The following is a 26457-nucleotide window of genomic DNA, read 5'->3' as shown; positions in this document are numbered from 1 at the left end:
AATTGAGCTTATCTTTTTAGTCAGGAAATTTCATCATGAACATCAGACCACCCCTGCCGCCGTTCACGCGTGAAGCGGCCATTCAGAAAGTTCGTGCTGCGGAAGATGCATGGAATGGTCAGTGCCCGGAGCACGTAGCTTTGGCCTACACCCAGGACAGCTGTTGGCGAAATCGGGATGAATTTCTCGCAGGGCGGGCGGACATTACGGCATTTCTCGTCCGGAAGTGGGAACGGGAACTCGAGTACCGGCTGATTAAGGAGCTTTGGGCGTTTGATGGAAACAGGATTGCTGTGCGGTTCGTTTATGAATGGCGCGATCACGGTGGCCAGTGGTGGCGTTCCCATGGAAACGAAAACTGGGGTTTCAATGATGCCGGGCTGATGGCTGAACGGCATGCCAGTATCAATGACGTCCGGATTGTAGAATCAGAGCGTTTGTTCCGTTGGGAATGGCCTGTGCGGCCTGATTCTCATCCGGGGCTGAGTGAGATGGGTTTGTGACGACTTCTTCGCGCCGGGGCCGTGATCCAGTTCTTCAGGCCATTGCTGAGGTATTCCGGCGTCACGGATATGAGAGAGCTTCTCTTAGTCGTTTGACAGCGGCAACCGGACTGGGAAAGGGGAGTCTTTATAACTTTTTCCCGCATGGAAAAGAGCAGATGGCTGCCGAAGTTCTGGCTCATATCCAACGCTGGTTCGAGGCAGAAATCTTTGTGCCACTTAAAGAGACTGAAGACCCGTGGGCAGGAATTGAGCGTATGTTTCGGAGTACGGAACAGTATTTCCAGTCAGGTCAGAAAATTTGCCTGATGGGGCTTATGGCATTGGATGAGGAGACACCGTTCGGGACACAGATACGGGCGTATTTTTCCGACTGGCAGATCGCTCTGGCCTCAGCGGCTCATAAATCGGGAAAGCCGCAGGAGGAAGCTAATGATCTTGCAGAAGAGATTGTCAGTGGGATTCAGGGCGCTCTGGTTCTGGCGCATGCGCAGTCTGACGCAGGAATTTTCCTGCGCCGGATGCAATCATTCAGGCGGCGACTGGCGTTTCCGTGCGGCGGGCTGCAATCAGAAACTCCCGGTTGCCTTCAGGGCCGGTGATCGGGCTGGCCTCGATTCCAAGGACTTCCCAGCCGGGAAGTGAGGCAAACCAGTCCCGGATTTCTCCGCAGACGCGATCATGCACAGCCGGATCTCGCACCACACCTTTGGCACCCACTTCTCCGCGACCTGCTTCGAACTGAGGCTTGATCAGCGCAATGGCCCATGCGTCAGGCGTTGTAAGAGCCAGAGCAGCGGGAAGAACTGTTTTGAGGCCGATGAAGCTTGCATCACAGACGACAATGCCAGCCGGTTCGGGAATTTGTTCTGCCGTCAGAGCACGGGCATTCGTCTTTTCCATGACAACAACGCGCTCGTCAGAGCGGATTTTCCAGGCCAACTGCCCATGGCCCACATCAACAGCGTAAACCTTGCTGGCACCATGAGTTAGCAGAACGTCTGTAAAGCCGCCCGTAGAGGCGCCGACGTCGATAGCAATACGACCTTTCGGGTCCAGCCCGAAATGCTCGATACCATGAATGAGTTTCAGGCCACCGCGCGAGACCCAGGGATGATCCTGCCCTTTAAGGGACAGGGGAGCATCTTCCGGAAGCTGGTCTCCAGCCTTGGCGATGCGCCGGTCCCCCGTATAGGCAAGACCTGCCATGATGAGGGACTGGGCGCGTGTTCGGCTTTCGACCAGCCCTCGATCAACGAGAAGCTGGTCTGCGCGGCGTTTGGCCATAACTCAGGCTGACTGCTGAGCGACTTCAACGCCCAGTGCTGCGGCGGCAGTCCGGACAATGTGCGGAGCCGTCAGGCCAGCTTCGTCATACTGAACGTCGGGGTTGTTGTGGTCGATGTACTTGTCAGGGAGTGCCATCGGACGGAACTTCACCGTGTCCAGCTTACCCGTTTCAGCGAGGTGCTGAACGACCAGGCTGCTGAAGCCGCCGATTGCGCCTTCTTCCAGTGTGATGAGCACTTCGTGCTGCGCAACCAGATCATCAACCAGCTTGGTGTCGATCGGCTTTGCGAAACGTGCGTCTGCGACGGTGACGGAAATGCCCTGTGCTGCAAGCTGGTCCGCTGCACGCAGGGATTCATGCAGACGGGTGCCGAGAGACAGGATGGCCACGCCAGAACGCGTTCCAGGAACCTGACGGGATTCGCGAACAACTCGGCCCTTGCCGATTTCCTGAACTTCACCCTCTTCCGGCAGATCCAGACCAATGCCGCTGCCGCGTGGATAGCGGAAGGCGATCGGGCCAGCATCGTATTCACAGGCTGTGGCTGTGGCATGAAGCAGTTCGATTTCATCGGACGGCGCCATGACGACCATGTTCGGCAGGCAGCACAGATAGTTCAGGTCGAACGACCCGGCATGGGTTGCACCGTCAGCACCTACGAGACCAGCGCGGTCAATCGCGAAGCGAACGGGCAGGTTCTGCAGGGCGACGTCATGCACGACCTGATCATAGGCACGCTGCAGGAAGGTCGAGTAGATCGCGCAGAACGGACGCAGACCTTCTGAAGCGATACCGGCTGCAAAAGTGACGGCATGCTGTTCGGCAATCCCGACGTCAAAGAAGCGATCCGGATAGGCCTTGGCGAAAGCTGTCAGGCCTGTGCCGGAGGGCATCGCGGCAGTGACCGTGATCAGCTTGTCGTCCGTCTTGGCGCGACGGAGAAGTTCGCGGCTGAAAACGGATGTATAGCTCGGCGGACCGGCGGGAGCCTTCTTCTGCTCCCCCGTGACGACGTTGAACTTGCTGACAGCATGGTATTTGTCGCCAGCGGCTTCGGCAGGCTTATAGCCGCGCCCCTTTTCCGTAATGATGTGGAGCAGGATCGGACCCTGATCGTCTGCATCACGCAGGTTGCGCAGGATGGGAACAAGCTGCGTCATATCGTGGCCATCGACCGGGCCGACGTAATAGAAGCCAAGTTCTTCAAACAGCGTGCCGCCGGTAATCATGCCGCGGGCATATTCCTCGGCGCGCTTGGCTGTACGTTCGATCTTGCCTGGCAGGCGCTTTGCGACCTTGCCAGCCAGATCCCGCAGACCAAAGAACTGGCGCGACGACATCAGGCGGGACAGGTAGTTCGACATCGAACCAACTGGGGGGGCAATCGACATTTCGTTGTCGTTCAGCACCACGATCAGACGGTTTGCCCCGGGACCCGCAACGGCAGCGTTGTTCATGGCCTCGTAAGCCATACCAGCGGAGATAGAGCCGTCACCGATAACCGCAATCACGTTGCGCTCGTGGTAGCTTGGATCTTCTTCCGCGCGCAGGTGATGCGCCACGGCCATGCCGAGACCGGCGGAAATGGACGTGGATGAGTGCGCTGCACCGAACGGGTCGTATTCGCTTTCCGCGCGGCGGGTAAAGCCGGACAGACCTTCCGGCTGGCGCAGGGTGCGGATGCGATCCCGACGGCCTGTCAGAATCTTATGTGGGTAGGCCTGATGGCCAACGTCCCAGATGATACGGTCATCAGGCGTGTTGAACACAGCGTGCAGCGCAACGGTCAGTTCGACGACACCAAGAGACGCACCAAGATGGCCGCCAGTGGTGGAAACGGCGTCAACCGTCTCGGAGCGCAGTTCGTCGGCGAGCTGCTTGAGCTGATCGACAGAAAGATTCCGCATGTCTGACGGCAGGGTGACGCGGTCCAGAACCGGATAGCGGCCGTAGGTAGGGATCGTGGAAGACGGGTTGCTCATGGAATCAGTTCCTGCGCTCGACGACGTAGTCTGCAAGGGCCCTGAGGGCTGCGGCCTGTGCGCCGAAAGATGAAAGGGCCTCCCGGGCCTGATCGCTCAGGCGGCGGGCCTCGGCGCGGGCTCCGTCAATGCCAAGCAGGGAGACATAGGTTGATTTGCCGCTGGCTTCATCCTTGCCAGCAGTCTTGCCGAGTTCTTCGGCACTTGCGGTCATGTCCAGAACATCATCGGCCACCTGAAAGGCGGTCCCGAGATCGCGGCCGTAAGCCACGATGGCATCACGGCGTTCATCGGTCACGCCAGCCAGAATGGCGCCAGATTCGGCAGCATAGCGGATCAACGCTCCGGTCTTCAGCGCGTGAAGGCGGCGGACATCGTTCAGTGGCAACGCACGGCCTTCACCGCGAATATCCACGACCTGACCGCCGACCATGCCTGCCGCGCCTGACGCGCGCGCCAGGGCTAAGGCCAGATTGGCGCGGACAGTGGCATCGGGGCTGGTTTCAGGTTCGACAAGGATTTCGAACGCGCGGGTCTGGAGGGCATCACCTGCGAGAATGGCGATGGCTTCGTCAAACTGGCGGTGCGTCGACGGCTGTCCACGGCGCAGATCGTCGTCGTCCATGGACGGGAGATCGTCGTGAACCAGTGAGTAGGCGTGCAGCATCTCGACGGACGCCGCAACGCGCAGGGCGGCCTGACGGTTAGCTCCGAACAGTGACGCAACTTCTACGGCCAGGAAGCCGCGCAGACGCTTGCCGCCGCCGAGGGAGGCATAACGCATGGCTTCCAGAAGAACAGATTCGTCACCCGGCACCATGGGGAGCAGAGCGTCAATTGTCGCTTCAATGTCCGTGCAGGCGTGAGCGAGAGCCTCCTTGAGGGAGGTGGACGTGGTGGTGGCACTCATCGGCCGGTCTCTCCGGTATCGGCAAGAGGCTCAGTGCCTGTGCTGCCGTCATCGTTCTGCACGATGGCACGCACACGCATTTCAGCCTCTCCCAGCTTTGCATCGCAGTGTCTGCGCAGGGCAGCACCACGTTCATAGGCAGAAATGGCGTCTTCAAGCTTCATCTGTCCGCCCTCTAGGCCACGGACGATGCGCTCCAGCTCGGAGAGAGCATCTTCGAAAGACATGGCATCAATGGGTTCGGGCATGGAAAGCCTCAAGACATGCTTTGGAAACAAGGTAGCGAGGGATTACAGCCAGATGACAGCTTTTGCCAGCCCTGTGCGTGGGAACGGGGGAGTTTCCTCAGGAGGGTTGCGTTTCTGCACGCCTGCGGATGACGAAGGACAGCACACCTGCAGTCTCCGTGAACGCGACGAGGGCATGTCCTGTTTCGCGGCAATAGGACTGAAAATCTGCCACTGAGGCGCGATCCGTTGCCAGAATGCGAAGGCGAGCACCGGGCGCCATATCGCGGAGCGCACGGTTTGCCTTGAGAACAGGCATGGGGCAGGCGAGACCGCGCAGGTCCAGCAGGGTCTCCGTCGGAGGTAATGTCATGACGTCTGTTATGCCTCGCGATTGACCTCGGGCCAAGGGATCGATTTTCCATTGCTGAAATGTGAGTGTTTTTCTATATTTATGGCTCAATGCCACAAAGCGTCCTTCGGGGCGCTTTTTTTGTTTTTGGGGGATGTATGGAAAAGCAGATCTGCGAGAGCCCCTCGGCTTCTGAAGGAAATGAGCGTCGTGCTTACACGCTGCGGGTTCTGGAAGATCGAGTTCTGCGGTTGGAAACTGTGGCTGGGGGGCTTTCAGACCGCTATGAACAGCTCCGCACGGAAATGCGTCAGGAAATCAGTTCTCTTCGAGACCAGATGAAGTCTCTTGAGACCAAGATGGATGACGGTAACAGGATTGTGAATGGAAAGCTGGACCGTCTGATCGGTGGGAGAGCGGTTCTGACGGCTCTTGTAACGCTGGCGACGTCCATTCTTGGCACAGGGATGGTGCATTTCGCTCTCTCCCTGAGCACACATTGAGGACGCCGGCTATGAACGGACTTGATGTCGGACAGCTCAAGCATCTTGTGGTTGAACCAACTCTGGGAGCCTTGGGACTCGGAGGAGATGTCGCGGTTAATCTGCTGACTGGAACTGCGCTCGCGGAAAGTCGGGGCACATATCTGAAACAGGTTGGCGGAGGCCCAGCCCTGGGACTCTGGCAGATGGAACCCGCAACGCACGATGACTGCTGGAACAATTTTCTGCGTTTTCCAGTGGGAAAGCGTCTTGGTGGTCTTCTGGAGGATATGCTGGCCCCGGATCTGCCACGGAGCGCGCAGATGGTGACAAATCTGCGTTATGCCTGTGCGATGGCCCGCATTCGGTTTTATCGGGTGAAAGAGGCCTTACCGGGTGCGAGTGACCCGTATGTCCTGAGCCGTTATCACAAGGTGCATTACAATACGGTTCTGGGGGCAGCCGATCCTGCAGCGAATGTCATCTTTTTCAAGAAAGCGCTGCAGGCATAGATGAGGTGAGCGATGCCGGGGACCTGTATGCATCACGCTCCCGACACCGCAGACCTTATCTTAAACCGCCTTATTATGACAGAATAGTGGCGCAAGCCCTTAATAAGAGATTTATTTCAATTGATTTCCATAATTATTTAACAAGCGGCAATATACGGTTTGCAGGATTTCCACAAAAGGTCGCAGGTCCAGTATGGGAGAGCGCCAGGCCACGATGCAGCCAGACTGTTCCACCTATATTGATCCACCTGCGGCAGAAGGCGTAGTCTTCTGACAGATAGGTTCGTGTCTCTGGGTCAATCATGCAGTCGAACAGTGCAAACGCGTCCGTTTGTTCAGCGGAAATTGCAGGTATGTCTCCGCTCTGTTGAGCATCAATCCGTTGATAGCGACTGTCCGGGTAAGCGTTCACCATGCGTTGAATGGTCGCGCGTGTCAGCAATAGGAATCCTGTTCCGACATATGAGACCTGCGCAACATGCGGTCGCGTACTCTCACTATAAAGAGCCGCACAATCTCCAACATAACGGAGGCTTGCGGTTTCCGGTGGTTCACCAGACGCGAGAAAGCGCTCTGTGTTCTTGTCCCAGTAATGGGATTTGAGTGGGTAGGCTCCTCCGATAACTGGCTTGTCAGCGTTAAGGAGGGCTTGAATATCTGAAAATGAAAAACCGATGTCGCTGTCAACAAAGAGCAGGTGGCTCGCATCCGTCATGGTCATGAACTGGTGCAGGAGCGTATTTCTGGCTCTGGTGATTAGTGCATCACTTCCCAGCGTAGACAGCGTCAGGCGGATATTTTGGGAAGCAGCTTCCGCCATGCAGCCGATAATGGATTGCATGTAGGATTGCGTGACAGATCCGCCGAAGCAGGGTGTCGCGATAAAAATATGGGGGCTGGCACTCATGCTGTGCATGTTGGGCCAGCCCTTCTTAAAAAAGGCTTAAATTGGGAACGTAAAAAGTCTTATCCGCCCATATGGCTTTGGAGAACCATGTAGAAAAGAAATGCAACATCAAGACCAAGAACGATCGGCGTCAGACGTTTGAAGTCGCGAAGTACGAGAGCCAGCCCGGTATAAAGGAGTAGGCCGCAGGACAGGCTGAGCATGAAGTTGCCTGTCACGCCTGCGATGAGCAGCATCGTCAGGGGAGGAATGGCGTCAGACGGATTGTCTGCCACGCGATGCAGACTTCCGAGCATGTTCAGTCCGACCAGCACCAGAACGGGTGCTGTTGCGATTGCCGGAATGGCAGTGATTAATGGCCAGAAAACTGACGACACAGCAAACAGCAGCGCCACAACTAGCGCACTCAGGCCTGTACGGCCACCGGCTTCGACGCCCGCCAGACTTTCCACATATGCCGAGACCGTACAGGTCCCAAGGCTGGCACCAATGATACTTGCGGCACCATCAGAGGCAAAAGCCCGGTGATCCAGCGCTGGTTTTTCCGGTGTGCCATCCAGCCCTGCGCGATGAGCCACACTCATCATTGTGGCAGTCGCATCGAAGAAGTCGCTGATCAGGAAGTAAAGTGTGATCGGAATGAGTAGGCCGAGATGGGAAAAGAAACCTGCAAAATCGAAAGGCAGGAAGAGATTGGTGGGATAATGCGGCCAGTCTAAAGCATGGGCAGGCAGGGTTGTGATGGCGCCCTTGTCCGTATGGATGAAGAGCCCTGCAACCGTCAGGGTTGAAATCGCCAGAAGCAGTCCGGCTGGAACACGTAGTACGACCAGAACGGCACAGAGAAGGACGCCCGCCAGACTGAGCAGGACTGATGGGTCGCTTAGTGATCCAAAGGTAAGTCCCTGCGCAGTAGGTACAGCAATACCGCCGGTCGTCAGGCCGATACGGGCGATGAATGCGCCGAGCGCGACCTGAATACCCAGCACGATTGAGGGCGGAAAACCACGAATGATGCGCTGTCTGATCTGACTAAGCGAAAGGGCCGTGAAGCACAGGCCACTGAACAGGACGACAGTAAATGCAGTGCGAGGGTTTACATGAGCTTGCTGAACCACAACCTGCGCAAACAGCACGTTGCTGCTCATGGCCGGAGCAAGCGCAATGGGCAATCTCGCCCAGAGCGCCATCAGCAGGGTGCCTGCGACTGCTCCAGCAATGGTGGTCATGACCATATCATGCCGGTCCAGTCCTGCCTCAGACAGGATGGAAGGATTGACGGCGACGATATAGGCCATGGCCCCGAAGACCGTCAGGCCAGCGATGATCTCACGGGGTATGGTGGAGCCGCGGGCGGAAATATGAAACCAGCGGTCGAGTGTGGACAGCAACGATCAGGCACTCCGGCGGGAACGAACATTGTGCTCAGCTATAGTGAAAAAAGTTCATTCCGCCATGGGGCCTTGATGTTTTTTCATTTCGGCTTCGATTTTTGTGCCCATGCTTTGTGGACTTGTGCAGGTGTCAGGTGTTTTGCTGGCTTCCCTGCCGCGCCCTGTTTTTCAGGATGAGGTACGCTGCTGGCCCCTGCGCCTGTCGTACTGCCGGGTGCAATCCCTGCGGCCGGATTTGTATTGGCTTCCTGAACCGCGCGCTCACATGCGGAGCCTTCGCCAACACCGAGCTGAATCGTTGGGATCAGGGCTGCAGGTGGAAACAGGACACCAAGCCCTACCGAAGCAGCAACGCGACCGATCATTTCTGCGCCAGGCAAAATATTGGGACCGTTAAGAGGACCGAAAATATGAACCGCGCCGGGCAGGGACAGGATCTGTGGGTGGGTGGCGCGTGTGGTGACAGCATAATCAAGCGTGTCATTATGGAAGTTAACCGTGCCTGTTCCGGTCGTACGGGTTGTTTCAGTCTGAAGCAGCAGGGACTTCGTTTTCAGAATACCGTTGTCCAGCGGCATATCCGCCACGAGGCATTCCAGTTTGGAGCGGTCTGGAATTCCCAGTGCTGAAAGAACGGCGGAACCGAGTTTGAGCCCCAGCAGATCAGGCAGAAGCGCCGTTACATCGCCACCGCGATCCAGCACCAGCGTGGTGCCGCCATCGCCATTGGCAACCAGAGAGGCGACAGAGTTGCCGGTCGACGTGAGCGTAACATGACCGCCGATTGTTCCTTCACCCTTGAAAGTATCCGTGGCTTTCATGATTCGGGAGAGGGGCAGACGAGACACGTCCAGACGGAATTTCGTTCGGAACTGTTCGTTTTTAGTTGGTTGTAGCGTTGCCGTCGCACTGATTTTTCCGGAGCCTGTCGCGAAGGCCAGATGTTTCAGATCAATGGCACCGTCCCTGACTTCAAATTCAGTGTCGATGTTGTCCAGAGGCCAGTCTTTGTTGCGGATATGATCGCCATGGTAGGTGACATGCGCATTGACGGCATTCAGCTTGGGAACATTGATTTTCTGGTCAGGCAGAACGCTACGGCTGGGTGGAGCTGTCTTTTTCGCTTCGCCGGTCTTGGCGCCGATGAAGCCTCCCAGATCAGCCAGATCAACCGAGTGGGAATGCAGAGCCGCCTCGACGAAGGGCGGCTTGAGGTGTGGATTGACGTTGATATCCCCCCCGATATCCGAGGACCCCATCTTGCCTTCAAATTTCTGGAAGCGGATGGCGTTCTCGGAATAACCGAGATTACCGGTGATGCTATAGGCGGGTGTGTGGGGAATAGGGACGCCGGTCAGTCCATAAAGCAATGACATGTCCGGGCCCGCGAAATGGAGGGCCAGTTTCGTCCCCTTGAAATGCATCGGATCGTCAACCGTCCCTTTCAGGGTGACATAAGTCGGACCATTCTCGATGCGGCCATCAATGGGGTACGGTTCTGCAGGCTTTGTCAGGGATAGCAGGGCTCCGCCAACGATATGGCCGTTGATCGGTGCCTGGGCATAACGACCTTTCAGATCAACAACAACGTTACCCTTCGTGCCGTTCTGTGGCGGCGTTGTGTGGACCAGAACATGCATGTCCGTTTTTAACTGTGCGAGGGCCAGTCGGACATCGGCATTCTGAATATCGATTTCGCCGATGTCTGGGAGTGCTGTCGTATTCGATGAGGAGGAAGTCTCTTTCTTTTCAGCCGTATCGCCGAATGTATAGTTGTTCTGGCCGTTTATCCGGGAAACGATGTCGCCCTTTGGTGTATCCATGCGGATGACTGGAATGAAAAGCCCACGTCCGGTCAGATAGCGCCAGACATCTACCTTGACTGTCAGGAATTTTGCAGACGCGAAATCTGCGCTTTCTTTTTCAAACCCCTCAGGTTGGGAAATTTTCAGATCATCAACTGTGACGCTGGTTCTGAGACCTGGCGAGACATGAAGGTGAGCAATGCTGACCGGTCGATGAAGCGCCGCAGAGGCTTTGCGATTGATGAGCGGTACAAACCAGTCCCACTGCCAGATCATCACCAGGACGATGATGCCCACGGCCAGTGCCCCAAAGAGGCCACCGATCACTTTGAGGACGGGATGCCGACGGGGATCAGCCGATCGGGGGGATGAAGAGGTTTCGCTCACCATTGAAATTCCACATCATGAAAAGTCTGGCAGGATTGGAAATATGACTGCATTGGTATGAATACGATTTGCAGCCGGGCCAGTTTCGCTCGCAGGACAGAAGAGTGCGGAAAATGCGTGAAGACGACCCTTTGACAGCACTGCGTAACGTCAGCCGTACCATCCATGAACAGGTTGATCAGGCCTATTCCGGGTTCACCCTGTCAGATGCGACGTCCTATGGAGCGTTTCTTCAGGCCCATGGGCGCGTTTTACCTCAGGTTGAACGCTGGCTGAAAGGCGCGCCTGATCTGCCGCACTGGCAAGAGCGTACAGTGTATCTTCAGCGTGATCTGACCGAGTTGGGACATGCTCTTCCGGAGCAGTTGGATTGGCAGCCACCCTCAGGAGCCGGGGCCACGTTGGGTGCTCTGTATGTTCTGGAAGGATCCCGACTGGGGGGTAAAATGCTTTCTGCCCAAGTGGGGGAAGGGCTGCCTCGTACCTATCTTTCCGCAGGTCACGAAAAAGGCGGATGGCCAGCCTTCCTTCAAATTCTGAGAGACCGCCTGGGGAATGCTGACCGAATTTACCGTCAGTCAGTCATGGACGGTGTTAGCTCAACGTTTGATCTTTTCCGCAGAGCTGCTGTCAGGGGCTGACGGGGCGAACATTGAGTGGAACAAGGCCCGGAAAGGCTTTAGCCAGCCGGCTGGCTTCTGCATAGGGGAGCATCGCAATAGCACAGCCCAGGGCCGCGGCATCTGGGGTGGGTAGTTTTTCGATTCCCCGCAGAAGTGCGACCAGAGAATGGCCGTCCTGACAAAGGACCCGCAATGCGGTAGCGCGCCTGGACAGTTCGGTGGAGGGCTCCTGCTTGAGCAGCGCGTCGCCGGGTGTCTGAAGGGCAACTTTCTGACCCGTCAGCGGAGACCGAACAAGGCGCTCTTCAGGGGCCAGTTGCAGCGGGACAGTAGGCAGAAGACACGGGGAATGCTCTATGTTCAGGCAGGATACTGAACAGAGGCGCTCTGTTAAAAGGTAGGCGGGGTAAGGGGCTGGCGCGCTGGTTTCGACCATGAGGAGCAAGCGGACGTAACGTGCTGTATCGAGCGCGGTGGTCTCGACTGTTACAAGATCTTCAGTCTCCAGATCCAGAGCCAGTTGCGCATCTTGCCCAAAAGCATAGAACGTGAATTCCGGAAAAGAAAAATCCTGATCCTCAAAGAGAACTGAAGGACTCAGTCCCAGCTTCGCGAGTAGCTCTTCATCGTTACGGATTACGACCTGACGGAGTTGCCAGTAAAGATCTGTCAGGCTCGCCTGGACAATAGAGGCCGCAAACTGACGCGTCTGCCGTACCCAGCGATGGGCCGATGTGTCGAGCACATCATTACGATTGAAATGAGACCAAGCCTCTTCCGGTGTCGTACTCGATTGACGTTTCAGAAAACTGTGCCGATCTCCAGCCGCGTAGTGCAGGATTCTGGCGCGAGACCAGTCCGGCGCGTGAGCCAGTCGGGAGAATGGGTCCGGGATTTGTCCGTTATGTCGATCTGGCCGAACCAGGGCTCGGGTCACATGGTGATCTGCAGTTTCCAGTGTCGCGTGCCGAGTGAAAATCTGTGTCGGCGCAAATGGAGACGGTACTTCGTGTCCATTTGATCCAAAGAGACACCAGTGAACCGGCTGCACATCCTCTGGGATGGATGAGAGGAAGTGTTCGAGAGATATGTCAGCTTCAAGATGCAGATATTCGTCTGCAGCCAGAATCATCATCCAGTCGAATTCGCTTTTACCTTCACTGAAGACCTCTTCCTGAAACGCGGTCTGGCGTGCCAGGCGATCGGGAAAATCAGCATTTGAACGATGAAGACGAATGTCATGAAAAGATGCTGCACTGGAAAGAACAGTCCATGTGCCATCCGTAGAGTAGTCATCACAGATGATCAGTGTCGAAAAACCAATCGCTCTGTGATGACTGATCCACCAGCCAATGTTGTCGACCTCGTTATGGACGAACAGAACAGCGGCTGTTTTTAACATAAGGCAGGATCAATCCATTTTAAGTGCGGCAAGGAAAGCGCTTTGTGGAATTTCGACTTTACCAAACTGTCGCATCCGTTTCTTGCCTTCTTTTTGCTTGTCCAGCAGTTTGCGCTTACGGGAGATATCGCCGCCGTAGCACTTCGCAGTCACGTCCTTGGACAGCGCACCGATGGTTTCACGCGCAATGACCTTGGAGCCAATGGCAGCCTGAATGGCGATCTTGAAGAGCTGCTTTGGAATCAGATCCTTGAGTTTGCCACAGATTGCCCGACCACGCGTCTCGGCAACCGTACGATGCGCCACAAATGCCAGTGCATCGACCGGTTCATGGTTCACCAGGATGGAAATACGGACGAGATCGCTCTCTTCGTATCCATCGACCTGATAATCAAATGACGCATAACCGCGGGTGAGGGACTTCAGACGATCGTAGAAGTCGAACACCACTTCGTTGAGCGGCAGGCGATAGACGGCCATGGCACGATTGCCGACATAGGTGAGATCAACCTGAATACCGCGACGTTCCGAACAGAGCGTGAGTACGGAGCCCAGATATTCGTCCTGCACCATGATCGTGGCCTTGATCCAAGGCTCTTCAATGGTTTCGATCAGGGCTGGGTCCGGCATGTCGGCCGGGTTGTGAAGCTCTTCCTTCGTTCCGTTCGTCAGCGTCATGCGATAAACGACGGACGGCGCGGTGGCGATCAGATCCAGATTGAACTCGCGGGACAGACGCTCCTGAATGATTTCCAGATGTAGCAGTCCAAGGAACCCGCAACGGAATCCGAAACCAAGAGCCGCAGAACTTTCTGCCTCGAAGTGGAACGAGGCGTCATTCAGGCGCAGCTTGCCCAAGCTATCACGCAGCTTCTCAAAATCGTCCGCGTCAATCGGGAAGAGGCCACACCACACAACCGGGATGGAGGGCTTGAAGCCCGGAAGGGTCTTTTCTGCAGGCTTGCGATCAAGGGTGATGGTATCGCCGACGGCAACGTCCGCCACGGTTTTGATTGCAGCATTGATGAAGCCCATTTCGCCTGGGCCAAGTTCGTCCACGTTCGTCATGCGCGGCAGGAACACACCGACCTGATCGACGTGATAGGTCGATCCGGCCTGCATCATGCGGATACGATCACCACGTTTGACGGTGCCATTCATGACACGGATCAGGATAATGACGCCGAGATACGGGTCATACCAGCTATCGACCAGCAGGGCCTGAAGGGGCGCATCGCGGTCACCCTTCGGAGCCGGAAGGCGCTCGACCAGAGCTTCCAGCACGCCTTCGATATTGATGCCCGTCTTGGCACTGATTTCCACGGCATCGTCGGCAGGAATACCGATGACTTCTTCAATCTGTGCCCGGACGCGTTCCGGCTCTGCGGCTGGAAGGTCGATCTTGTTCAGGACGGGAACGATTTCGTGGTTGGCATCGATAGCCTGATAAACGTTGGCCAGCGTCTGCGCTTCCACACCTTGCGAAGCATCTACGACCAGCAAGGAGCCTTCACAGGCTGCCAGCGAGCGACTGACTTCATAGGCGAAGTCAACATGGCCCGGAGTATCCATGAGGTTCAGCGTGTAAACCTTGCCGTCCTTGGCCGGGTAGGTGAGGCGCACGGTCTGCGCCTTGATGGTGATGCCGCGTTCCTGCTCCAGCTCCATCGAATCGAGGACCTGAGCTTTCATCTCGCGCTCGGTAAGCGCGCCACAGGCCTGAATCAGCCGGTCAGCAAGCGTGGACTTGCCGTGGTCGATATGCGCGATGATCGAGAAATTGCGGATGAGGGAGAGCGGGGTGTCGGTCATGGCAGGTTACATACGGGATTCTGGCAGGAATGTCAGCAGACCTGCGGGGAAACCTGCCTTTTTCCAAAGGCAGGTCAAAAGGGATCAGCGATCCGTCAGACGGAACTCGATCCTGCGGTTGCGGGCGTATGCCGCTGGAGTGTTGGCCGCGTCAAGCGGCTGGTAGTCAGCAAAGCCGGTAGCAGCCAGATGGCGGGGGTCGATCCCTTCCGAGACCAGGAGCTTCACGACCGTAATGGCACGCTCGGACGACAGTTCCCAGTTGCTCGGAAAAGCACTGTGGATCGGCTGTTTGTCAGCATGTCCGTCAATGCGCAGAATCCATGGAATATCTGCCGGAATAGTTGAAGAAACCTGCTTGAAGGTTTTGGCTAGCGTTGTGATTTCTTTTTTGCCTTCTGCGGTCAGATCGGCGCTTCCCTGAGGGAAAAGAATTTCTGACTGGAAGACAAAACGGTCTCCGACAACATTCACGCCTTTCTGGTTCTTCAGGATATCCCGCAGACGGCCAAAGAATTCCGAACGATAGCGTTTGAGCTGGTTGACCTTGTCAGCGAGGGCAATGTTCAGCTTGTTGCCCAGATCCTGTATCTGAGTGTCTTTCGCGGTCTCGTTCTTCTTTTCGATATCCAGGGCATTGCTGATGGCCTGGAGCTGGCGCGTCAGTTCTTCAATCTGCGCCTGAAGATCCGAGATCTTGGTATTCTGCTGCTGACTGGCGCTGTCGGCTGATGCCAGTGCCTGATCCTTGGACTGAAGCTGACCGTTCAGCAGAGCCATCTGGCCCGCGAGGGCCTTAAGCTGGTCTTCGTTTTTCTGTTTGTCATTGGCCAGACTGGCGACAGTCGCATTCAGGGACTTGTTCTTGTCCTCCGTCATGGAGAGCATGTGCGACAGTTCGGCCAATTGCTTTTGCAGGGCATCCAGTGTGTGTTCGCGCCGCATCAGGGAGACGGACAGGAACTGCTGCCCCACAACAAAAACCAGAAGAACGAATGTTACGACCATCAGCAACGTGGACAGGGCGTCCACATAGCCGGGCCAGGCATCCAGGGCGTTGTTGGGTCCGCGTCTGCGCCGGGCCATGGGTCAGTCCTGCCTGCTGGAAGTGCCGGTCGTGTTGCCTGAGGCTGCCGCGATTGTCCGCGCCAGAACCCGCAAATCGTTGCGGATTTCGCCAATGGTCTGGGCACGACCCTGATGCAGTTCTTCCACGAGGCGGGAGAGATGGCTTTCAATGCGCAGCAATGGCGTGCCCTGCGAGCCTGGCTGACCCTCTTCACCCATCTGACGCAGGAGCGGCACGAGGGCAGCATTTGTTTCCGCCGTCCGAGCCATGATCTGCTGATTGGCTTTCAGCAGTTCGGTCATGCCACGAAGACGTTCCTGCAAGCTGTCCAGAAGCTGTACTTCACGGACGCGGCCTTCTTCACTGCGGGAGACGGCATTCTGAAGTGTTTCCAGATTTTCGGCGGTTTGCTCAAGGAGTGCCTGAACATAAGCCGGAATTGGCGCGCCATCGCTGTCGATGCTTGTGCCGCCGCTAACACGCGTCAGACCGGCGAGCCACTCTTCAAGTTCATTGAAGAACCGTGTCTGTGCCTGACCGGCGGTCAGATCCAGAAAGCCGAGAACCAGTGCGCCGGCAAGGCCGAACATGGAGCCCGAGAACGCTGTAGACATGCCTGCGAGTGGGCCAGCCAGACCGGTCTTGAGCTGGTTGAACATCGCATCCAGATCACCATTGCCCGCTGACATGCCACCGATGACAGAGGCGATGGAACTGACCGTCAGCAGCAGGCCGTAGAACGTTCCCAGAAGGCCAAGGAAAATTAGCAGCTGCGTCATGTAGCGCGAGATTTCGCGACTCTCATCCAGACGGGACGACAGACTGTCGAGCATGGCCTGCGTCGTTTGGGTGGAGAGCGTCAGCCGATCCGTCCGGCTGCGGGCGGCTAACATGCTTGCCATTGGTGCAAGCAGTTTCGGCGGATTGGGTGTGCCCAGACCCGTCCGGGGCTGGCGGAGCAGTTCTACCCACTGGACTTCAGGCATGAGCCGCTGAACGACTCTCAGATTCCAGATAATGCCGAGGATTAGAACGCCCAGAATGACGGCATCCAGCTTCGGATTGGCATTGAAGGCATTCAGGAGGGTCTTCGCCATCGACGCTGCAAGAAGTGCAACGGCAATAAGGAAGATACCCATACGCAGAAGGAATGTGGTGGGACGGGTCACGGCGGGTCTTTCCTGGCTTATGGCGTGCCGCTTGCCGGGGTTGCGGATTCGGAAGGCTGGGGATTGCTCTCGGTTACGATATCCAGACGGTCGGCCGGGCTGGTGTCATTCTTGTCAGGACGTCCCATGGCGCGCGGATAGAGACGTGTGGTTGCAACGCCTGCGTTGATGAAAATGGAGCGTATTGCCAGCGCGCGTGCAAGAGAAATGCGACGCGGCATCGAAATGTCATCACCTGGCAGCGTCGCATATCCTGTCAGGATGATACGTTTCTCGGGCTGGTCCCTGAGGGTGTTTGCGTAGGCCACGACGGATTTCAGACTGTCATCGTTCAGGTCAGAACTTTCCGGTGCAAACAGAATGCGCATTCCGCCACCTTCAAGTATTTCCGTGCGGGTCTTCGCATCCGCAACCGGCTTGATGTCGGCGGGGGGCACGGGGGCGTGCGTCTGAATGGGAACGAACGGAGGCGGTAGCACAACCGGCGGCGGGGGAGCGGCTGGCACGGCGGGTACGGTTGCCTTTGCGGGAGCAGATGCCTTTACAGGAGAGGCAGGTGCTTTCGAGGCAGACGTTTTGGATGTCTGGGGAGCCGTCGCTGCATGATGAGCGGGACGGGACGGGGTGGCCGGTTTTGCAACAGAGGCCGGTTTGCCCTGAGGCAGATCATCCAGATTGCTGGAGACCTGAGCATGTGCCCCGGAGGGCTGAAGGCAGGCCAGAGCGGCCGCCACTGAGAGGGAGGTTAGGATCGGCCTGTACATATGGCCTGATCCTAACCGAGCGTTCCATCCTCCCGCAATGGGGCGGGAGTGACTTCCGGTTACTCCCGGTTCAGAGCTTCGTGGACGATGGCGCGCAATGTGCCATGCAACTGGGCATTTCCAGCGACAACGTTGACGTCGTCATCAAGGTCATGAAGTTCCTTGCCGTCCGGATCGGTGGCATGGCCACCGGCTTCACGCACGATCAGCAGGCCAGCAGCACAGTCCCACGGCTTGATGCCGAATTCCCAGTAGCCTTCGTAACGGCCAGCGGCGACCCATGCGAGATCAAGGGCAGCCGCGCCGAAGCGACGGATTCCTGCAACCTGCGGCATGAGGGCGCCGAGAACGCGGGCGAACGGCATACGCTGGCTGCCCGGAACCTTGGCGAACGGAATACCCGTGGCGAATACGGCTTCCTGCATGTTCCGGCGTGCGGAGACGCGGAGGCGGCGTTCGTTTACGAAGGCGCCGATGCCCTTTTCGGCCCAGAACATCTCATTGGCAGCCGGGTTGTAGACCAGACCACAAACCAGTTCGACGCTACCGTCCGGCAGGCGACGCTGGAGACCAATGGAAATGGCCCAGTGCGGAATGCCGTGCAGGAAGTTCGTCGTGCCATCCAGCGGATCGACGATCCAGCGCCACGTCCAGTTATCCCCGCCCGAAGCGCCTGTTTCTTCCATGAGGAAGGCATAGCCTGGACGTGCGCGGGCGAGTTCTTCGCGGATGATGGTTTCTGCACGCAGGTCGGCCTGGGAAACGAAATCTCCCGGACCCTTGATGCTGACCTGAAGCTGCTCGACCTCTGCAAAATCGCGGAGCAGGCGGCGTGCTGCCTTCTGCGCTGCGTTCTGCATGACGGCCATGTGCGGGGAAAGACGCATGATCAGTCCTTGGCGCGCTCGACGTAGGACGCATCATCCGTACGGACAACGATGCGCTCGCCAGCTTCAATGAAAGGAGGAACCATCGTCTTGACGCCGTTGGACAGGACAGCCGGCTTGTAGGAAGAAGAGGCCGTCTGGCCCTTCACGACCGGATCGGCTTCCGTGATTTCGAGCGTGACGTGCGGCGGCAGTTCAACACCAACCGGGTCGCCTTCAACCAGCTTCACGTTCAGGGCCATGTTGTCCTGAAGGAAAGCGAACTGGTCACCGAAGATGTCCTGGGGCAGAATCAGCTGCTCGAAGGTCACCGGATCCATCAGGACAACATTTTCACCGTCCATGTAGGAGTAGGTGTAGTCCTTGTCTTCCGTCATCAGACGCTCGACGCTGTCAGCCGTTCTCCAGCGCTCGTTGGTCTTGTTGCCGGTGTTCAGGTCGCGCATTTCAACCTGAATGAAAGCGCCACCCTTACCCGGGGTGATGATCTGCTGCTTGAGAACCGTCCAGCGGCGGCCGCCATGCTCGATGACCTGGCCAGCGCGGATAAGGTTGGCTTGTTGCTTCATGGTGTGTCCTGACCCTGCAATGGTGGGTTTTTTATCACGTCTTGTGGGCTTCTAGCGCCGCAGGGGGGAGGTCGGCAAGGCGCAAGGCGGCTTCATTGACCGGAATGGCTCAGGAAAGTGTGAAGTACCGCCCTCTTGGGGCATGCACCGGACGCGTTCATGGTACTCGTCAGACCCTGTCGTGCAGGCGGGGCATGCAACTGGAGGCTCCCTCTATGTACGACATGAAGAATCTTTCCCGCATTCCGCATCTGGAAGCCAATGCCAGCGAAGGCATGGACGCGTTCTGGAAGTTTGACCGTGCGGCTTTCGAAGACGGGGCTGTCAGCGCCTTGACCAAACAGCTCGCGGCTGTGGCTGTCGCCCTGACGACACAATGTCCTTACTGTATTGAGCTGCATGGCAAAGCTGCACGGGATGCCGGTGCGACGGATGCCCAACTGGCGGAAATCGCCCTCGTGGCTGCAGCAATCCGTGCGGGTGGGGCTGTTACGCACGCCACACACCTGTTTCCAAAGACCGAAGGCTGAAAATTTTTTCTGACCGGACGGGAGTTTGCGCCGTCCGGTTTCACCTGCCTTATGTAAAGGAGGAGATCTCGCCCTTTGGAGAGCGGACTTTTCCATCTTCCCCCGTCATCAGATAGTCTGGCCCGAGAGGCACTTTTCCTTTGCCGCCCGGAATGTCGAGGACATAAGTCGGCCAGGCAAGGCCGGTAACCCGTCCACGCAGACGGGCAAGCAGGGCTCGTCCTTCCTCAACGGGGACGTGGAAATGGCTGGTACCGGGGGCTGCATCCAGATGATGCAGATAATAGGGTTTGACCCGTGCCGTCACCAACGCCCGGAGCAGGGCTTCAAGAGACTCTTCCGTATCATTCACGCCGCGCAGCAGAACGGACTGGGACAGGACGGGTATCGCACGTGCAAGAATGGACCGAATGGCAGTACGTGCTTCGGTCGTCATCTCCCGGGCGTGATTGATGTGGGCGACGACCCACATGGCCCGGTCCGTTTCCATGGCATCCAGAAGTTCGGGCGTAATCCGGGCTGGATCGGCTACCGGGACGCGGGAATGGATGCGGATCGTCTCGATATGCGGGATAGCTGACAGTGACTGAACGATATGTTTCAGCCGTCTGGGAGCCAGCATTAACGGGTCACCGCCTGTCAGAATGATTTCGCGGATGGCGGGATGGGTTCTGACCCAGTCCAGGGCCTGCTCAAGTTCGGTATCACTCAGCAATCCACCATCCGGGCCGACATGCTCCCGCCGGAAGCAGAAACGGCAATACAGGGGGCAGATCAGAAGGGGCTTGAGAAGCGCACGATCTTCATAACGGTGCACGATTCCCTTGATTGGAGAAAGCGCATCGTCTCCGATCGGATCCAGGGTTTCGTAGGGCTGTGTGGAGAGTTCGCGTTCATTCGGGATGACCTGCCTGCCGATCGGATCATCCGGCCTTTCAATCAGGGCCTGAAACGCAGGCGGGATCGCCGTTGCAAACTGGCTGGCGACAGCATCCAGCGTGCTGCGTTCGGCTTCCGGGACGAGGCCGGCCTGAATCAGATCGGACGGCGTACGCAGGACGCGCCGCTTCGGAGAGGTCTTGACCGTATCGTGCATGTGGTGGCTCTAACGCTGGCTGGCCGTGTGTTGCAACAGGAACTCGCTCCGATGACCCATTCTTCTTCCGATCCGGACAGGATTGCCGAACGTCTGCCGCTCCTGCGTCGTCGGGCCCAGATGGTGCAGGCCACACGGAAATTCTTCGATGATCGGGGATATCTGGACGTCGACACACCTTACGCGGTGCCTGTGCCTGGCGAAGAAGTTCATCTGCGGTGTTTTCGGACTGAACTGGAACATGCGGATGGCTCGCGTGAGGTGCGTTTCCTGCATACCAGTCCCGAATTTGCCATGAAGCGGATCATCGCAGCGACTGGTCTGCCCATCTTCCAACTCGCGCGCGTTTGGCGAAATGGAGAGATGAGTGCCACGCATGTACCCGAATTTACGATGCTGGAATGGTATGCGCCTGGCGCTGATCTTGATGCATTGATGGACGAAACCGAAGACTTTGTACGCGCGCTTCTGCCGGATCAGGTTTATCGTGATGGTGTTCTAATTCCGGTGACGGAGCCTTTTGAGCGCCTGACGATGCAGGATGCTTTTGCGCGTTACGTTAGAGCTGATCTGCTTGAAACGGCGGGGGATGCCGAAGCGCTTGCCCGTCAGGCGAAAGTCAGTCTGCGGGACGGGGAAAGCTGGGAAGACCTGTTTTTCCGCCTGCTTCTTGAGCGTATCGAGCCAGTGATCGGGCGTGAGCGGCCGACTTTCCTCACGCACTGGCCAGCGGAACAGGCAGCACTGGCCAAACGTGACCCCGCCGATAAGCGTGCGGCGCTCCGGTTTGAACTCTATATTGGCGGCATCGAACTGGCGAATGCGTTCGAAGAACTGACGGACCCTGTCGAGCAGCGCCAGCGTTTTGAGGCAGATCGTCAACGACGTCTGGAGTTTTCCCCGGATCAGGACTGGCCGCTTGATAAAGCTTTTTTGACTGCCTTGCCAGATATGCCATCATGCTCCGGTATCGCACTGGGATTTGATCGTCTGGTTCTGCTGGCAACAGGAGCGCCGAAAATCCGTGACATTTTGTGGTTGGGTCAGTCGTTTTGAAACTTGCAGGAGTTTTAATCCGTTTCTTATGCCAAACGGGTTAAAACATCGTGCTGAAGATTATATCTGCGCTGCGCATCCAGCCGGGGACAAAGAAAATGAAAAAGGCAAAACTGCTTTCCGTCGTCGCACTTCTGGCTCTGTCTGCCTGTGAGGTGCCTACCCTCCAGCAGCGTCAGGTTCTCGACGGCATGGTCGGAAAATCCGAAGTCGATGTCGTTCGTCAGTTTGGCGTGCCGAGCAGAAGCTACCAAACCGAAGGTCACTCCTTTCTCGCCTATATCGAGAACGAAACCCAGTATTCGGGCGGCGGCGGCTGGGGCTGGGGTGGCGGCTGGGGTGGACCTGGCTGGGGTGGCTGGGGTGGCGGCTGGGGCGGACCCGGCGGTTGGGGTGGTGGCTGGGGCGGCGGTTTCCCCTCCACCTATTACAACACCACCTGCCAGACGACTTTTGAACTCGTCACTGGTCACGTCGTAGGATGGACCATGCGCGGGGACGGGTGCTGAAATCATTTTCCTGGTCTATGGTCACATCATCTTCAGTAAGACGGTGTGACCAAGACATGCAGGTGCGATTCGGATTTCCTTCTATCCTCAGTGGCAAGTCCAGGGCTTCGGGTCTGAAGCTGGGGGGAAGTCTTTTTCTGGGGCTTGCTCTGGCAGGCTGTCACGGAACGGACTGGTCGCACAATTATCAGGACAGCTTCGAGACGCCTGCCAAAACGTCCATGTCCTACATACCTGACGCCGTGGCCAAAGCGTTTGTCGAGCCCAAAAACAATGAACCCAGTACGCCAGTTGCCTATCAGCGGCCAGCTACGCCATCCTATGATGATCGTCCTTTGGATGAAAACATCGGCGCTTCTATCGAGCTTGCAAACTATATGGCTGCTCTTCGGGCGGTCGGGCTTGTGCCGTGGATTACGGGACCGGGGCCCATCACGGTATTCGCCATTCCCAACGAAGCGATGGAAAAGCTCTCCAGCCGCTGGCCAGGCGGCCTGATGGCGCCTGCGATGCGCGGGCAACTGACCCATATTCTGGGATATACGATTGTTTCAGGTCACTGGGATGAAAAGACCATTCGCAAGACCATTGCTCGGCGTCACGGGCAGGGGATTGGTCTGAAGACGCTGTATGGAGATATCCTGAGCGTTCACGTCGAACCGCAGACGGGTGCAATTCTGCTGAATAATCCTGCGGGTCAGACAACGCGTCTTTGGGGTCACTCTTTCCCGCAATCAAACGGCGTTCTGTACTTCACGCAGGATGCCCTGATCCCTGTTTCCCGCTGAAGAAACAGGGAGGCTCGATCAGCCCTGGAGTCTGGCGAGGAGGCTGGAGATCAGCGTCTCGTCAGTTCCGTCGAGTTTAAGTGGTATCGCAAGGAAGTCTGCAGAAGCTGCGGTTGCAGTGGCAGCTTCCTCCACTGTCTGAACATTCTCCGCTACGGCAGGCAACTCCATGACAGACGTCCACCACCGGATCATGTCTGTGTGCTCTACAGCAAAAGCAATGTAGTCAGCGCCTCGTTCACCAGCCAGCATGGCTTCATCGCGGCTCTGGCAGAGACATCCGATTTGAATGTTGTCACCAGCCAGTTTGCGGAGGGGCGGCAGGCTGTCTGCTGAAGGGGCATGCAACCCGTCCGCTACTTTCAGAAGATCGGCGGAAAGAGTGGAAACCCCGTCCGGCACATCAAGCATCAAGGCGACATCGTTGTCATGCAGGAGCGCCAACAGTCTGGAAAACTGCGGTTTATCCAGTGTGTGCGTTGCCGGAAGGCGCAGGGCCGTGACTTCTGAATGCGCCAGAAGCGCAGGCAGAGTGTCAAAAAGTACGGTCGCATCAAAATTGGCTGGAAGAACGGGGTAAAAGTCGCAGGGTATCATGGAGTGAGTGTCGCAGATTCAGGAGGTTCAGGCTAGCGGGGCCAAGGGGTGATTTGTGGCACCTCCGTGAGAATTCGCTCTCGATGGAGTTCGTCCGAATACAAGGCTTTCAATTGCCCGGGCGATGCCCTGCATACGACCCATCCGATTCCAGCCAGAAGTGCAAGGCGGGCCAGGGCCGCAGAGGCCCCGCAATCAAGAATGGATGCTGAGCGCTCTTCCTCGACAACCTGTAGCCACCAGGGGACGCCGAAACTGTTTCCCGCCCCCATCGGTGACATGGCAAGGAACGGGAGGGGATGGCGTGTCTTCAGGTTTGTCATGTCAGCCTGACGGGAAATGACGAAGACCGGCTTCGTCAAAGGCTGAGAGGTGCTTGACCTGATGAGGGGTTCAGGTCTTTCCTGAAGAGACAGTCCAGTAGGATGTGTGTCGGTCATTTCATCGGCACGTCATGGCAGGAACGGGAAGAACGCATTTTGAGCGAGCAGGCAGGATATCTGCAGGACGATAAGACTATTGATCGTCTTGAGGAAGCAATGGTGCGGATTGCCAGTGCGATGGAACAGCAGGCCCGTGCCCGGGAAGAGCGTGAACGTGAAGCGCGTTCTGCCCCCGATCTTCCTGAAATTGCTGCAAATATTGATGCGCTCTGTGTTCGTATCCGCGGTATTCTCGAACGGAAAGGCGAATAACCCATGGCGCAGGTCTCCATCCGTTTGAACGGATATGTGTACAGTGTCGGCTGTCAGGACGGCGAAGAGCATCACCTTTACGCGATGGCACGGCAGGTCGAGAGCTGGTTGCAACGGGCCCGCACGCTGGGCGGCGCTGCCAGTGAATCCAAGACTCTCATGATGGCTGCGCTGCTCATGGCAGATGAGATTTTTGAACTCAAACGCCGCCCTCTTCCGGATGATATGCTTGCTACGGTGGAAGAAGCGAAGGCAGCACTTCGCATAGCGGAAGCTCGACAGGAGCGTCTGGCTCAACTGGCGCAGCGCGCGGAAGAACTGGCGGGTGCACTCGAAACGTCTGAGTGATTTTGCGATTGTCGTTGAATATCTCCCTGCACTGTCTAATATGTAGTTCGGAGCTGCCTGGTGCGTCAGGCAAATCAACCCCCGGGCCGATAAGCATTCCTACGGGAACTGGCTCTGTCGTGGCCCTGGTCACGTTAACCGGTGCCCACCTGCACTTGCAGGTCTAGGAGGGCTGAAAAGACCAACGGCTTTGGCGGCTCCACAGATTTCTTCTCTCGATCTCCAGAAAAAAGAACTCCGCCGGCAGATGACCGAACGGAGGGATGCCACGGCTCGAGACACAGAAGCTGCGCTTCTGCTTCGTCTGCGTAACGTCATAGAAGCTCATAGTGCTTCTGTTATTGGGGCTGTCTGGCCGCTTCCCGGAGAAATTGACTTACGGCCGCTCTGTTTCCAGTTGGTGGAAGCTGGCCGCCGTATAGGGCTTCCGGAAACGACCCCCAAAGGAAATCCGCTCATCTTTCGGGAATGGAAAGAGGGTGTTCCTATGTGTGAGGGCCGTTTTGGTACGTCTTATCCAGACGGTCCGGTGGTCATTCCTGACCTTGTTCTGGTTCCATTTCTGGCATTTGACCGAGCGGGTTACCGTCTGGGCTATGGGGGCGGTTACTACGACCGTACTCTTGCTCAGTTGAAGGTGCCTGCAATTGGCTACGGGTTTTCCACGCAGGAAATGGAAGCCCTTCCAGCGGGACCATACGATATTCCACTGTCTGTTATCGTCACTGAAAAAGAGACGATTGAGACAGGTTTCCATAACTCGAAAGGCTGACTGTTGAGACTTCTGTTTTTGGGTGACGTTGTAGGTCGTAGCGGACGTGAAGCGATTACCCGCAATTTGCCAGAGTGGCGCAAAAAGCTGGCTCTGGATCTTGTGGTCGTGAATGGTGAGAACGCTTCACACGGTTATGGTCTGTCCCCCGATATTGCCAGAAGTCTCATATCTGCTGGGGTGGATGTCATTACACTAGGAAACCATGCCTGGGATCGGCGGGACATGATCGGGCATATCAATCAGATGCCCAACATTGTTCGGCCTATTAACTATCCCGCCGGTACGCCGGGGCAGGGGAGTTATATTATTGATCTAGAGCGCGGACGTCGTGCGCTCGTCATCAATGTGATGGGGCGTATCTTCATGGACCCGCTGGATGACCCGTTTCGCGTTGTGAGTGAACTCCTCTCGCGACATCGGCTCGGTATGACCGTGAATGCGATCATCATTGATATCCATGCAGAAGCCACCAGCGAGAAAATGGGCTTCGGTCAGTACTTTGATGGTCGGGTGTCTCTTGTGGTTGGGACGCACACACATGTTCCAACGGCGGACCACCGTATTCTGCCAAAGGGTACGGCATATCAGACGGATGCCGGAATGTGCGGTGACTACGACAGCGTGATCGGGATGGGAAAGGAAGCAGCTCTCCACAAGCTGGTCAGGAAAATTCCCGGAGAGCGCCCGCAGCCAGCGGAAGGGGAGGCGACGGTGTGTGGGTTGTTGGTGGAAACAAATGACGCCACCGGATTGGCGACAAAGGTCGCTCCCCTGAGAATGGGGGGGCATCTGGCGCCTAACTGGCCGGATTTCTGAGTGTGGACAGAGATTTTTAAGAAAAAACGCAGAAAAAGGAAGTTTTTTCAGGGAGATAAAAGGGTGGAAAAGGTGGATTTCTTCATTTTCCCCTGGTTTCCCGCCTTATTTTCTGTGGATAACTTTGATATGATGATTGTTTGACAGTGTTGGGGAGTGGTCTTATAAGCCCGTTCACCGACGCGGCGGGGCCTTCTTGG

31 protein-coding genes and 1 other RNA gene are annotated in these 26457 nt (G+C 56.9%); 14 read left to right on the top strand and 18 right to left on the bottom strand.

All coding sequences use genetic code 11. The features are described from left to right. The first annotated feature begins 35 nt into the window (after window positions 1-35). Together B7444_RS01300 and B7444_RS01295 are read left to right on the top strand one after the other, a co-directional pair. A complete protein-coding gene (locus B7444_RS01300) occupies window positions 36-503 on the top strand; it encodes a nuclear transport factor 2 family protein (RefSeq protein ID WP_007282856.1) in 468 nt (155 codons plus the stop codon). After that, a complete protein-coding gene (locus tag B7444_RS01295; RefSeq protein ID WP_051997085.1) occupies window positions 500-1105 on the top strand; it encodes a TetR/AcrR family transcriptional regulator in 606 nt (201 codons plus the stop codon). Before B7444_RS01300 ends, B7444_RS01295 begins: the two co-directional genes overlap by 4 nt. Here B7444_RS01295 and B7444_RS01290 read toward each other — a convergent pair. The 5 genes from B7444_RS01290 to B7444_RS01270 all read right to left on the bottom strand — a co-directional run bounded on the left by B7444_RS01290 (window position 1035) and on the right by B7444_RS01270 (window position 5286). After that, complete coding sequence (locus B7444_RS01290) at window positions 1035-1790, bottom strand: TlyA family RNA methyltransferase (protein ID WP_007282857.1); 756 nt, start codon at window positions 1788-1790, stop codon at window positions 1035-1037. The two genes, B7444_RS01295 and B7444_RS01290, sit on opposite strands and share 71 nt — an antisense overlap. A gap of 3 nt (window positions 1791-1793) precedes the next feature. After that, on the bottom strand, window positions 1794-3776 hold the full coding sequence (gene dxs, locus B7444_RS01285; protein WP_007282858.1) for a 1-deoxy-D-xylulose-5-phosphate synthase: 1983 nt from the start codon (window positions 3774-3776) through the stop codon (window positions 1794-1796). 4 nt (window positions 3777-3780) lie between these two features. Then, window positions 3781-4686: a polyprenyl synthetase family protein gene (locus B7444_RS01280; RefSeq protein WP_007282859.1), complete on the bottom strand. Its 906-nt coding sequence runs from the start codon at window positions 4684-4686 to the stop codon at window positions 3781-3783. Further along, entirely contained in the window at window positions 4683-4934 is a 252-nt protein-coding gene (locus B7444_RS01275) for an exodeoxyribonuclease VII small subunit (RefSeq protein WP_007282860.1), read from the bottom strand. Before B7444_RS01275 ends, B7444_RS01280 begins: the two co-directional genes overlap by 4 nt. 97 nt (window positions 4935-5031) lie before the next feature. Further along, window positions 5032-5286 carry a sulfurtransferase TusA family protein gene (locus B7444_RS01270; RefSeq protein WP_007282861.1) on the bottom strand — a complete coding sequence of 85 codons (255 nt, stop codon included), beginning with the start codon at window positions 5284-5286 and terminating at the stop codon, window positions 5032-5034. A gap of 137 nt (window positions 5287-5423) precedes the next feature. On the opposite strand from B7444_RS01270, the gene B7444_RS01265 reads away from it, so the two are divergent. Beyond that, window positions 5424-5768, top strand: a complete 345-nt coding sequence (locus B7444_RS01265) for a hypothetical protein (RefSeq protein ID WP_007282862.1) — start codon at window positions 5424-5426, stop codon at window positions 5766-5768. A gap of 11 nt (window positions 5769-5779) precedes the next feature. Then, window positions 5780-6259 (top strand): hypothetical protein, encoded by a 480-nt coding sequence (locus tag B7444_RS01260; RefSeq protein WP_007282863.1) that lies wholly within the window; start codon window positions 5780-5782, stop codon window positions 6257-6259. A 133-nt stretch (window positions 6260-6392) separates the two neighbouring features. Here the strand turns inward: B7444_RS01260 and B7444_RS01255 are convergent, their stop codons facing one another. The 3 genes from B7444_RS01255 to B7444_RS01245 form a co-directional block, all read right to left on the bottom strand. Beyond that, complete coding sequence (locus B7444_RS01255) at window positions 6393-7175, bottom strand: hypothetical protein (RefSeq protein ID WP_007282864.1); 783 nt, start codon at window positions 7173-7175, stop codon at window positions 6393-6395. 50 nt (window positions 7176-7225) lie between these two features. Further along, on the bottom strand, window positions 7226-8557 hold the full coding sequence (locus B7444_RS01250; protein WP_007282865.1) for an NCS2 family permease: 1332 nt from the start codon (window positions 8555-8557) through the stop codon (window positions 7226-7228). 83 nt (window positions 8558-8640) lie between these two features. Further along, entirely contained in the window at window positions 8641-10755 is a 2115-nt protein-coding gene (locus tag B7444_RS01245; RefSeq protein ID WP_035729147.1) for an AsmA family protein, read from the bottom strand. 110 nt (window positions 10756-10865) lie between these two features. Here B7444_RS01245 and B7444_RS01240 point away from each other — a divergent pair, with 110 nt between their 5' ends. Then, window positions 10866-11393, top strand: coding sequence for a biliverdin-producing heme oxygenase (locus tag B7444_RS01240; protein ID WP_035729146.1), 528 nt, complete (start codon window positions 10866-10868; stop codon window positions 11391-11393). Here the strand turns inward: B7444_RS01240 and B7444_RS01235 are convergent. The 7 genes from B7444_RS01235 to efp all read right to left on the bottom strand — a co-directional run bounded on the left by B7444_RS01235 (window position 11383) and on the right by efp (window position 19047). Beyond that, window positions 11383-12777: a glycosyltransferase family 2 protein gene (locus B7444_RS01235; RefSeq protein ID WP_007282869.1), complete on the bottom strand. Its 1395-nt coding sequence runs from the start codon at window positions 12775-12777 to the stop codon at window positions 11383-11385. The genes B7444_RS01240 and B7444_RS01235 overlap by 11 nt on opposite strands. 9 nt (window positions 12778-12786) lie before the next feature. Then, the gene (gene lepA, locus B7444_RS01230; RefSeq protein WP_007282870.1) at window positions 12787-14589 is read right to left on the bottom strand and encodes a translation elongation factor 4; all 1803 of its coding nucleotides are present in this window, start codon (window positions 14587-14589) and stop codon (window positions 12787-12789) included. Between the two features lie 84 nt (window positions 14590-14673). Beyond that, entirely contained in the window at window positions 14674-15675 is a 1002-nt protein-coding gene (locus B7444_RS01225; RefSeq protein WP_007282871.1) for a peptidoglycan -binding protein, read from the bottom strand. Between the two features lie 3 nt (window positions 15676-15678). After that, window positions 15679-16827 carry a hypothetical protein gene (locus tag B7444_RS01220; protein ID WP_007282872.1) on the bottom strand — a complete coding sequence of 383 codons (1149 nt, stop codon included), beginning with the start codon at window positions 16825-16827 and terminating at the stop codon, window positions 15679-15681. A gap of 17 nt (window positions 16828-16844) precedes the next feature. Next, window positions 16845-17591, bottom strand: a complete 747-nt coding sequence (locus B7444_RS01215) for an OmpA family protein (protein ID WP_231502765.1) — start codon at window positions 17589-17591, stop codon at window positions 16845-16847. A 59-nt stretch (window positions 17592-17650) separates the two neighbouring features. Then, on the bottom strand, window positions 17651-18478 hold the full coding sequence (locus tag B7444_RS01210) for an inositol monophosphatase family protein (protein ID WP_007282874.1): 828 nt from the start codon (window positions 18476-18478) through the stop codon (window positions 17651-17653). A gap of 2 nt (window positions 18479-18480) precedes the next feature. Beyond that, window positions 18481-19047 (bottom strand): elongation factor P, encoded by a 567-nt coding sequence (gene efp, locus B7444_RS01205; RefSeq protein WP_007282875.1) that lies wholly within the window; start codon window positions 19045-19047, stop codon window positions 18481-18483. A gap of 215 nt (window positions 19048-19262) precedes the next feature. Here efp and B7444_RS01200 point away from each other — a divergent pair, with 215 nt between their 5' ends. Beyond that, window positions 19263-19577 (top strand): carboxymuconolactone decarboxylase family protein, encoded by a 315-nt coding sequence (locus tag B7444_RS01200; RefSeq protein ID WP_007282876.1) that lies wholly within the window; start codon window positions 19263-19265, stop codon window positions 19575-19577. Between the two features lie 49 nt (window positions 19578-19626). Here B7444_RS01200 and B7444_RS01195 read toward each other — a convergent pair whose 3' ends face one another. Continuing rightward, window positions 19627-20673 carry a lysine-2,3-aminomutase-like protein gene (locus B7444_RS01195; RefSeq protein WP_007282877.1) on the bottom strand — a complete coding sequence of 349 codons (1047 nt, stop codon included), beginning with the start codon at window positions 20671-20673 and terminating at the stop codon, window positions 19627-19629. 51 nt (window positions 20674-20724) lie between these two features. Between B7444_RS01195 and epmA the strand changes: the two genes are divergently transcribed. The 3 genes from epmA to B7444_RS01180 all read left to right on the top strand — a co-directional run bounded on the left by epmA (window position 20725) and on the right by B7444_RS01180 (window position 23026). Continuing rightward, a complete protein-coding gene (gene epmA / locus B7444_RS01190) occupies window positions 20725-21729 on the top strand; it encodes an EF-P lysine aminoacylase EpmA (RefSeq protein ID WP_035729142.1) in 1005 nt (334 codons plus the stop codon). 98 nt (window positions 21730-21827) lie between these two features. Further along, on the top strand, window positions 21828-22238 hold the full coding sequence (locus B7444_RS01185) for a hypothetical protein (protein WP_048855106.1): 411 nt from the start codon (window positions 21828-21830) through the stop codon (window positions 22236-22238). A gap of 56 nt (window positions 22239-22294) precedes the next feature. After that, window positions 22295-23026: a fasciclin domain-containing protein gene (locus tag B7444_RS01180; protein WP_007284663.1), complete on the top strand. Its 732-nt coding sequence runs from the start codon at window positions 22295-22297 to the stop codon at window positions 23024-23026. Between the two features lie 18 nt (window positions 23027-23044). Here the strand turns inward: B7444_RS01180 and B7444_RS01175 are convergent, their stop codons facing one another. Both B7444_RS01175 and B7444_RS01170 read right to left on the bottom strand, forming a co-directional pair. Further along, a complete protein-coding gene (locus tag B7444_RS01175) occupies window positions 23045-23623 on the bottom strand; it encodes a thiamine phosphate synthase (RefSeq protein ID WP_007284664.1) in 579 nt (192 codons plus the stop codon). Between the two features lie 32 nt (window positions 23624-23655). Beyond that, window positions 23656-24063, bottom strand: a complete 408-nt coding sequence (locus B7444_RS01170; protein ID WP_224777764.1) for a hypothetical protein — start codon at window positions 24061-24063, stop codon at window positions 23656-23658. A 39-nt stretch (window positions 24064-24102) separates the two neighbouring features. Between B7444_RS01170 and B7444_RS01165 the strand changes: the two genes are divergently transcribed. The 5 genes from B7444_RS01165 (at window position 24103) to B7444_RS01145 (ending at window position 26257) form a co-directional block, all read left to right on the top strand. After that, complete coding sequence (locus tag B7444_RS01165) at window positions 24103-24318, top strand: hypothetical protein (RefSeq protein ID WP_231502764.1); 216 nt, start codon at window positions 24103-24105, stop codon at window positions 24316-24318. 3 nt (window positions 24319-24321) lie between these two features. Next, window positions 24322-24666, top strand: coding sequence for a cell division protein ZapA (locus B7444_RS01160; protein WP_007284667.1), 345 nt, complete (start codon window positions 24322-24324; stop codon window positions 24664-24666). Between the two features lie 47 nt (window positions 24667-24713). Continuing rightward, window positions 24714-24870, top strand: a non-coding RNA gene (gene ssrS, locus B7444_RS01155) — 6S RNA. After that, complete coding sequence (locus B7444_RS01150) at window positions 24857-25438, top strand: 5-formyltetrahydrofolate cyclo-ligase (protein ID WP_007284668.1); 582 nt, start codon at window positions 24857-24859, stop codon at window positions 25436-25438. Before ssrS ends, B7444_RS01150 begins: the two co-directional genes overlap by 14 nt. A gap of 3 nt (window positions 25439-25441) precedes the next feature. Beyond that, a complete protein-coding gene (locus B7444_RS01145; protein WP_007284669.1) occupies window positions 25442-26257 on the top strand; it encodes a TIGR00282 family metallophosphoesterase in 816 nt (271 codons plus the stop codon). Window positions 26258-26457 lie beyond the last annotated feature (200 nt).

The sequence above is a fragment of the Gluconobacter thailandicus F149-1 = NBRC 100600 genome (assembly GCF_000964465.1).
Taxonomy (GTDB): Bacteria; Pseudomonadota; Alphaproteobacteria; order Acetobacterales; family Acetobacteraceae; genus Gluconobacter; species Gluconobacter thailandicus.
Note: the sequence above shows the minus strand (reverse complement) of the source record. Positions and strands in the feature narration are given on the sequence as shown.

Excerpts from the sequence above, each read along its gene's own strand:
- B7444_RS01225 (WP_007282871.1), bottom strand. The coding sequence starts at position 15,675 with ATGGCCCGGCGCAGACGCGGACCCAACAACGCCCTGGATGCCTGGCCC.
- B7444_RS01170 (WP_224777764.1), bottom strand. The coding sequence starts at position 24,063 with ATGACCGACACACATCCTACTGGACTGTCTCTTCAGGAAAGACCTGAA.
- dxs (WP_007282858.1), bottom strand. The coding sequence starts at position 3,776 with ATGAGCAACCCGTCTTCCACGATCCCTACCTACGGCCGCTATCCGGTT.
- B7444_RS01175 (WP_007284664.1), bottom strand. The coding sequence starts at position 23,623 with ATGATACCCTGCGACTTTTACCCCGTTCTTCCAGCCAATTTTGATGCG.
- efp (WP_007282875.1), bottom strand. The coding sequence starts at position 19,047 with ATGAAGCAACAAGCCAACCTTATCCGCGCTGGCCAGGTCATCGAGCAT.
- B7444_RS01270 (WP_007282861.1), bottom strand. The coding sequence starts at position 5,286 with ATGACATTACCTCCGACGGAGACCCTGCTGGACCTGCGCGGTCTCGCC.
- B7444_RS01180 (WP_007284663.1), top strand. The coding sequence starts at position 22,295 with ATGCAGGTGCGATTCGGATTTCCTTCTATCCTCAGTGGCAAGTCCAGG.
- B7444_RS01200 (WP_007282876.1), top strand. The coding sequence starts at position 19,263 with ATGTACGACATGAAGAATCTTTCCCGCATTCCGCATCTGGAAGCCAAT.
- B7444_RS01260 (WP_007282863.1), top strand. The coding sequence starts at position 5,780 with ATGAACGGACTTGATGTCGGACAGCTCAAGCATCTTGTGGTTGAACCA.
- B7444_RS01290 (WP_007282857.1), bottom strand. The coding sequence starts at position 1,790 with ATGGCCAAACGCCGCGCAGACCAGCTTCTCGTTGATCGAGGGCTGGTC.
- B7444_RS01160 (WP_007284667.1), top strand. The coding sequence starts at position 24,322 with ATGGCGCAGGTCTCCATCCGTTTGAACGGATATGTGTACAGTGTCGGC.
- B7444_RS01210 (WP_007282874.1), bottom strand. The coding sequence starts at position 18,478 with ATGCGTCTTTCCCCGCACATGGCCGTCATGCAGAACGCAGCGCAGAAG.
- B7444_RS01280 (WP_007282859.1), bottom strand. The coding sequence starts at position 4,686 with ATGAGTGCCACCACCACGTCCACCTCCCTCAAGGAGGCTCTCGCTCAC.
- epmA (WP_035729142.1), top strand. The coding sequence starts at position 20,725 with ATGACCCATTCTTCTTCCGATCCGGACAGGATTGCCGAACGTCTGCCG.
- B7444_RS01275 (WP_007282860.1), bottom strand. The coding sequence starts at position 4,934 with ATGCCCGAACCCATTGATGCCATGTCTTTCGAAGATGCTCTCTCCGAG.
- B7444_RS01215 (WP_231502765.1), bottom strand. The coding sequence starts at position 17,591 with ATGTACAGGCCGATCCTAACCTCCCTCTCAGTGGCGGCCGCTCTGGCC.
- lepA (WP_007282870.1), bottom strand. The coding sequence starts at position 14,589 with ATGACCGACACCCCGCTCTCCCTCATCCGCAATTTCTCGATCATCGCG.
- B7444_RS01240 (WP_035729146.1), top strand. The coding sequence starts at position 10,866 with ATGCGTGAAGACGACCCTTTGACAGCACTGCGTAACGTCAGCCGTACC.
- B7444_RS01245 (WP_035729147.1), bottom strand. The coding sequence starts at position 10,755 with ATGGTGAGCGAAACCTCTTCATCCCCCCGATCGGCTGATCCCCGTCGG.
- B7444_RS01235 (WP_007282869.1), bottom strand. The coding sequence starts at position 12,777 with ATGTTAAAAACAGCCGCTGTTCTGTTCGTCCATAACGAGGTCGACAAC.
- B7444_RS01185 (WP_048855106.1), top strand. The coding sequence starts at position 21,828 with ATGAAAAAGGCAAAACTGCTTTCCGTCGTCGCACTTCTGGCTCTGTCT.
- B7444_RS01300 (WP_007282856.1), top strand. The coding sequence starts at position 36 with ATGAACATCAGACCACCCCTGCCGCCGTTCACGCGTGAAGCGGCCATT.
- B7444_RS01195 (WP_007282877.1), bottom strand. The coding sequence starts at position 20,673 with ATGCACGATACGGTCAAGACCTCTCCGAAGCGGCGCGTCCTGCGTACG.
- B7444_RS01255 (WP_007282864.1), bottom strand. The coding sequence starts at position 7,175 with ATGCACAGCATGAGTGCCAGCCCCCATATTTTTATCGCGACACCCTGC.
- B7444_RS01265 (WP_007282862.1), top strand. The coding sequence starts at position 5,424 with ATGGAAAAGCAGATCTGCGAGAGCCCCTCGGCTTCTGAAGGAAATGAG.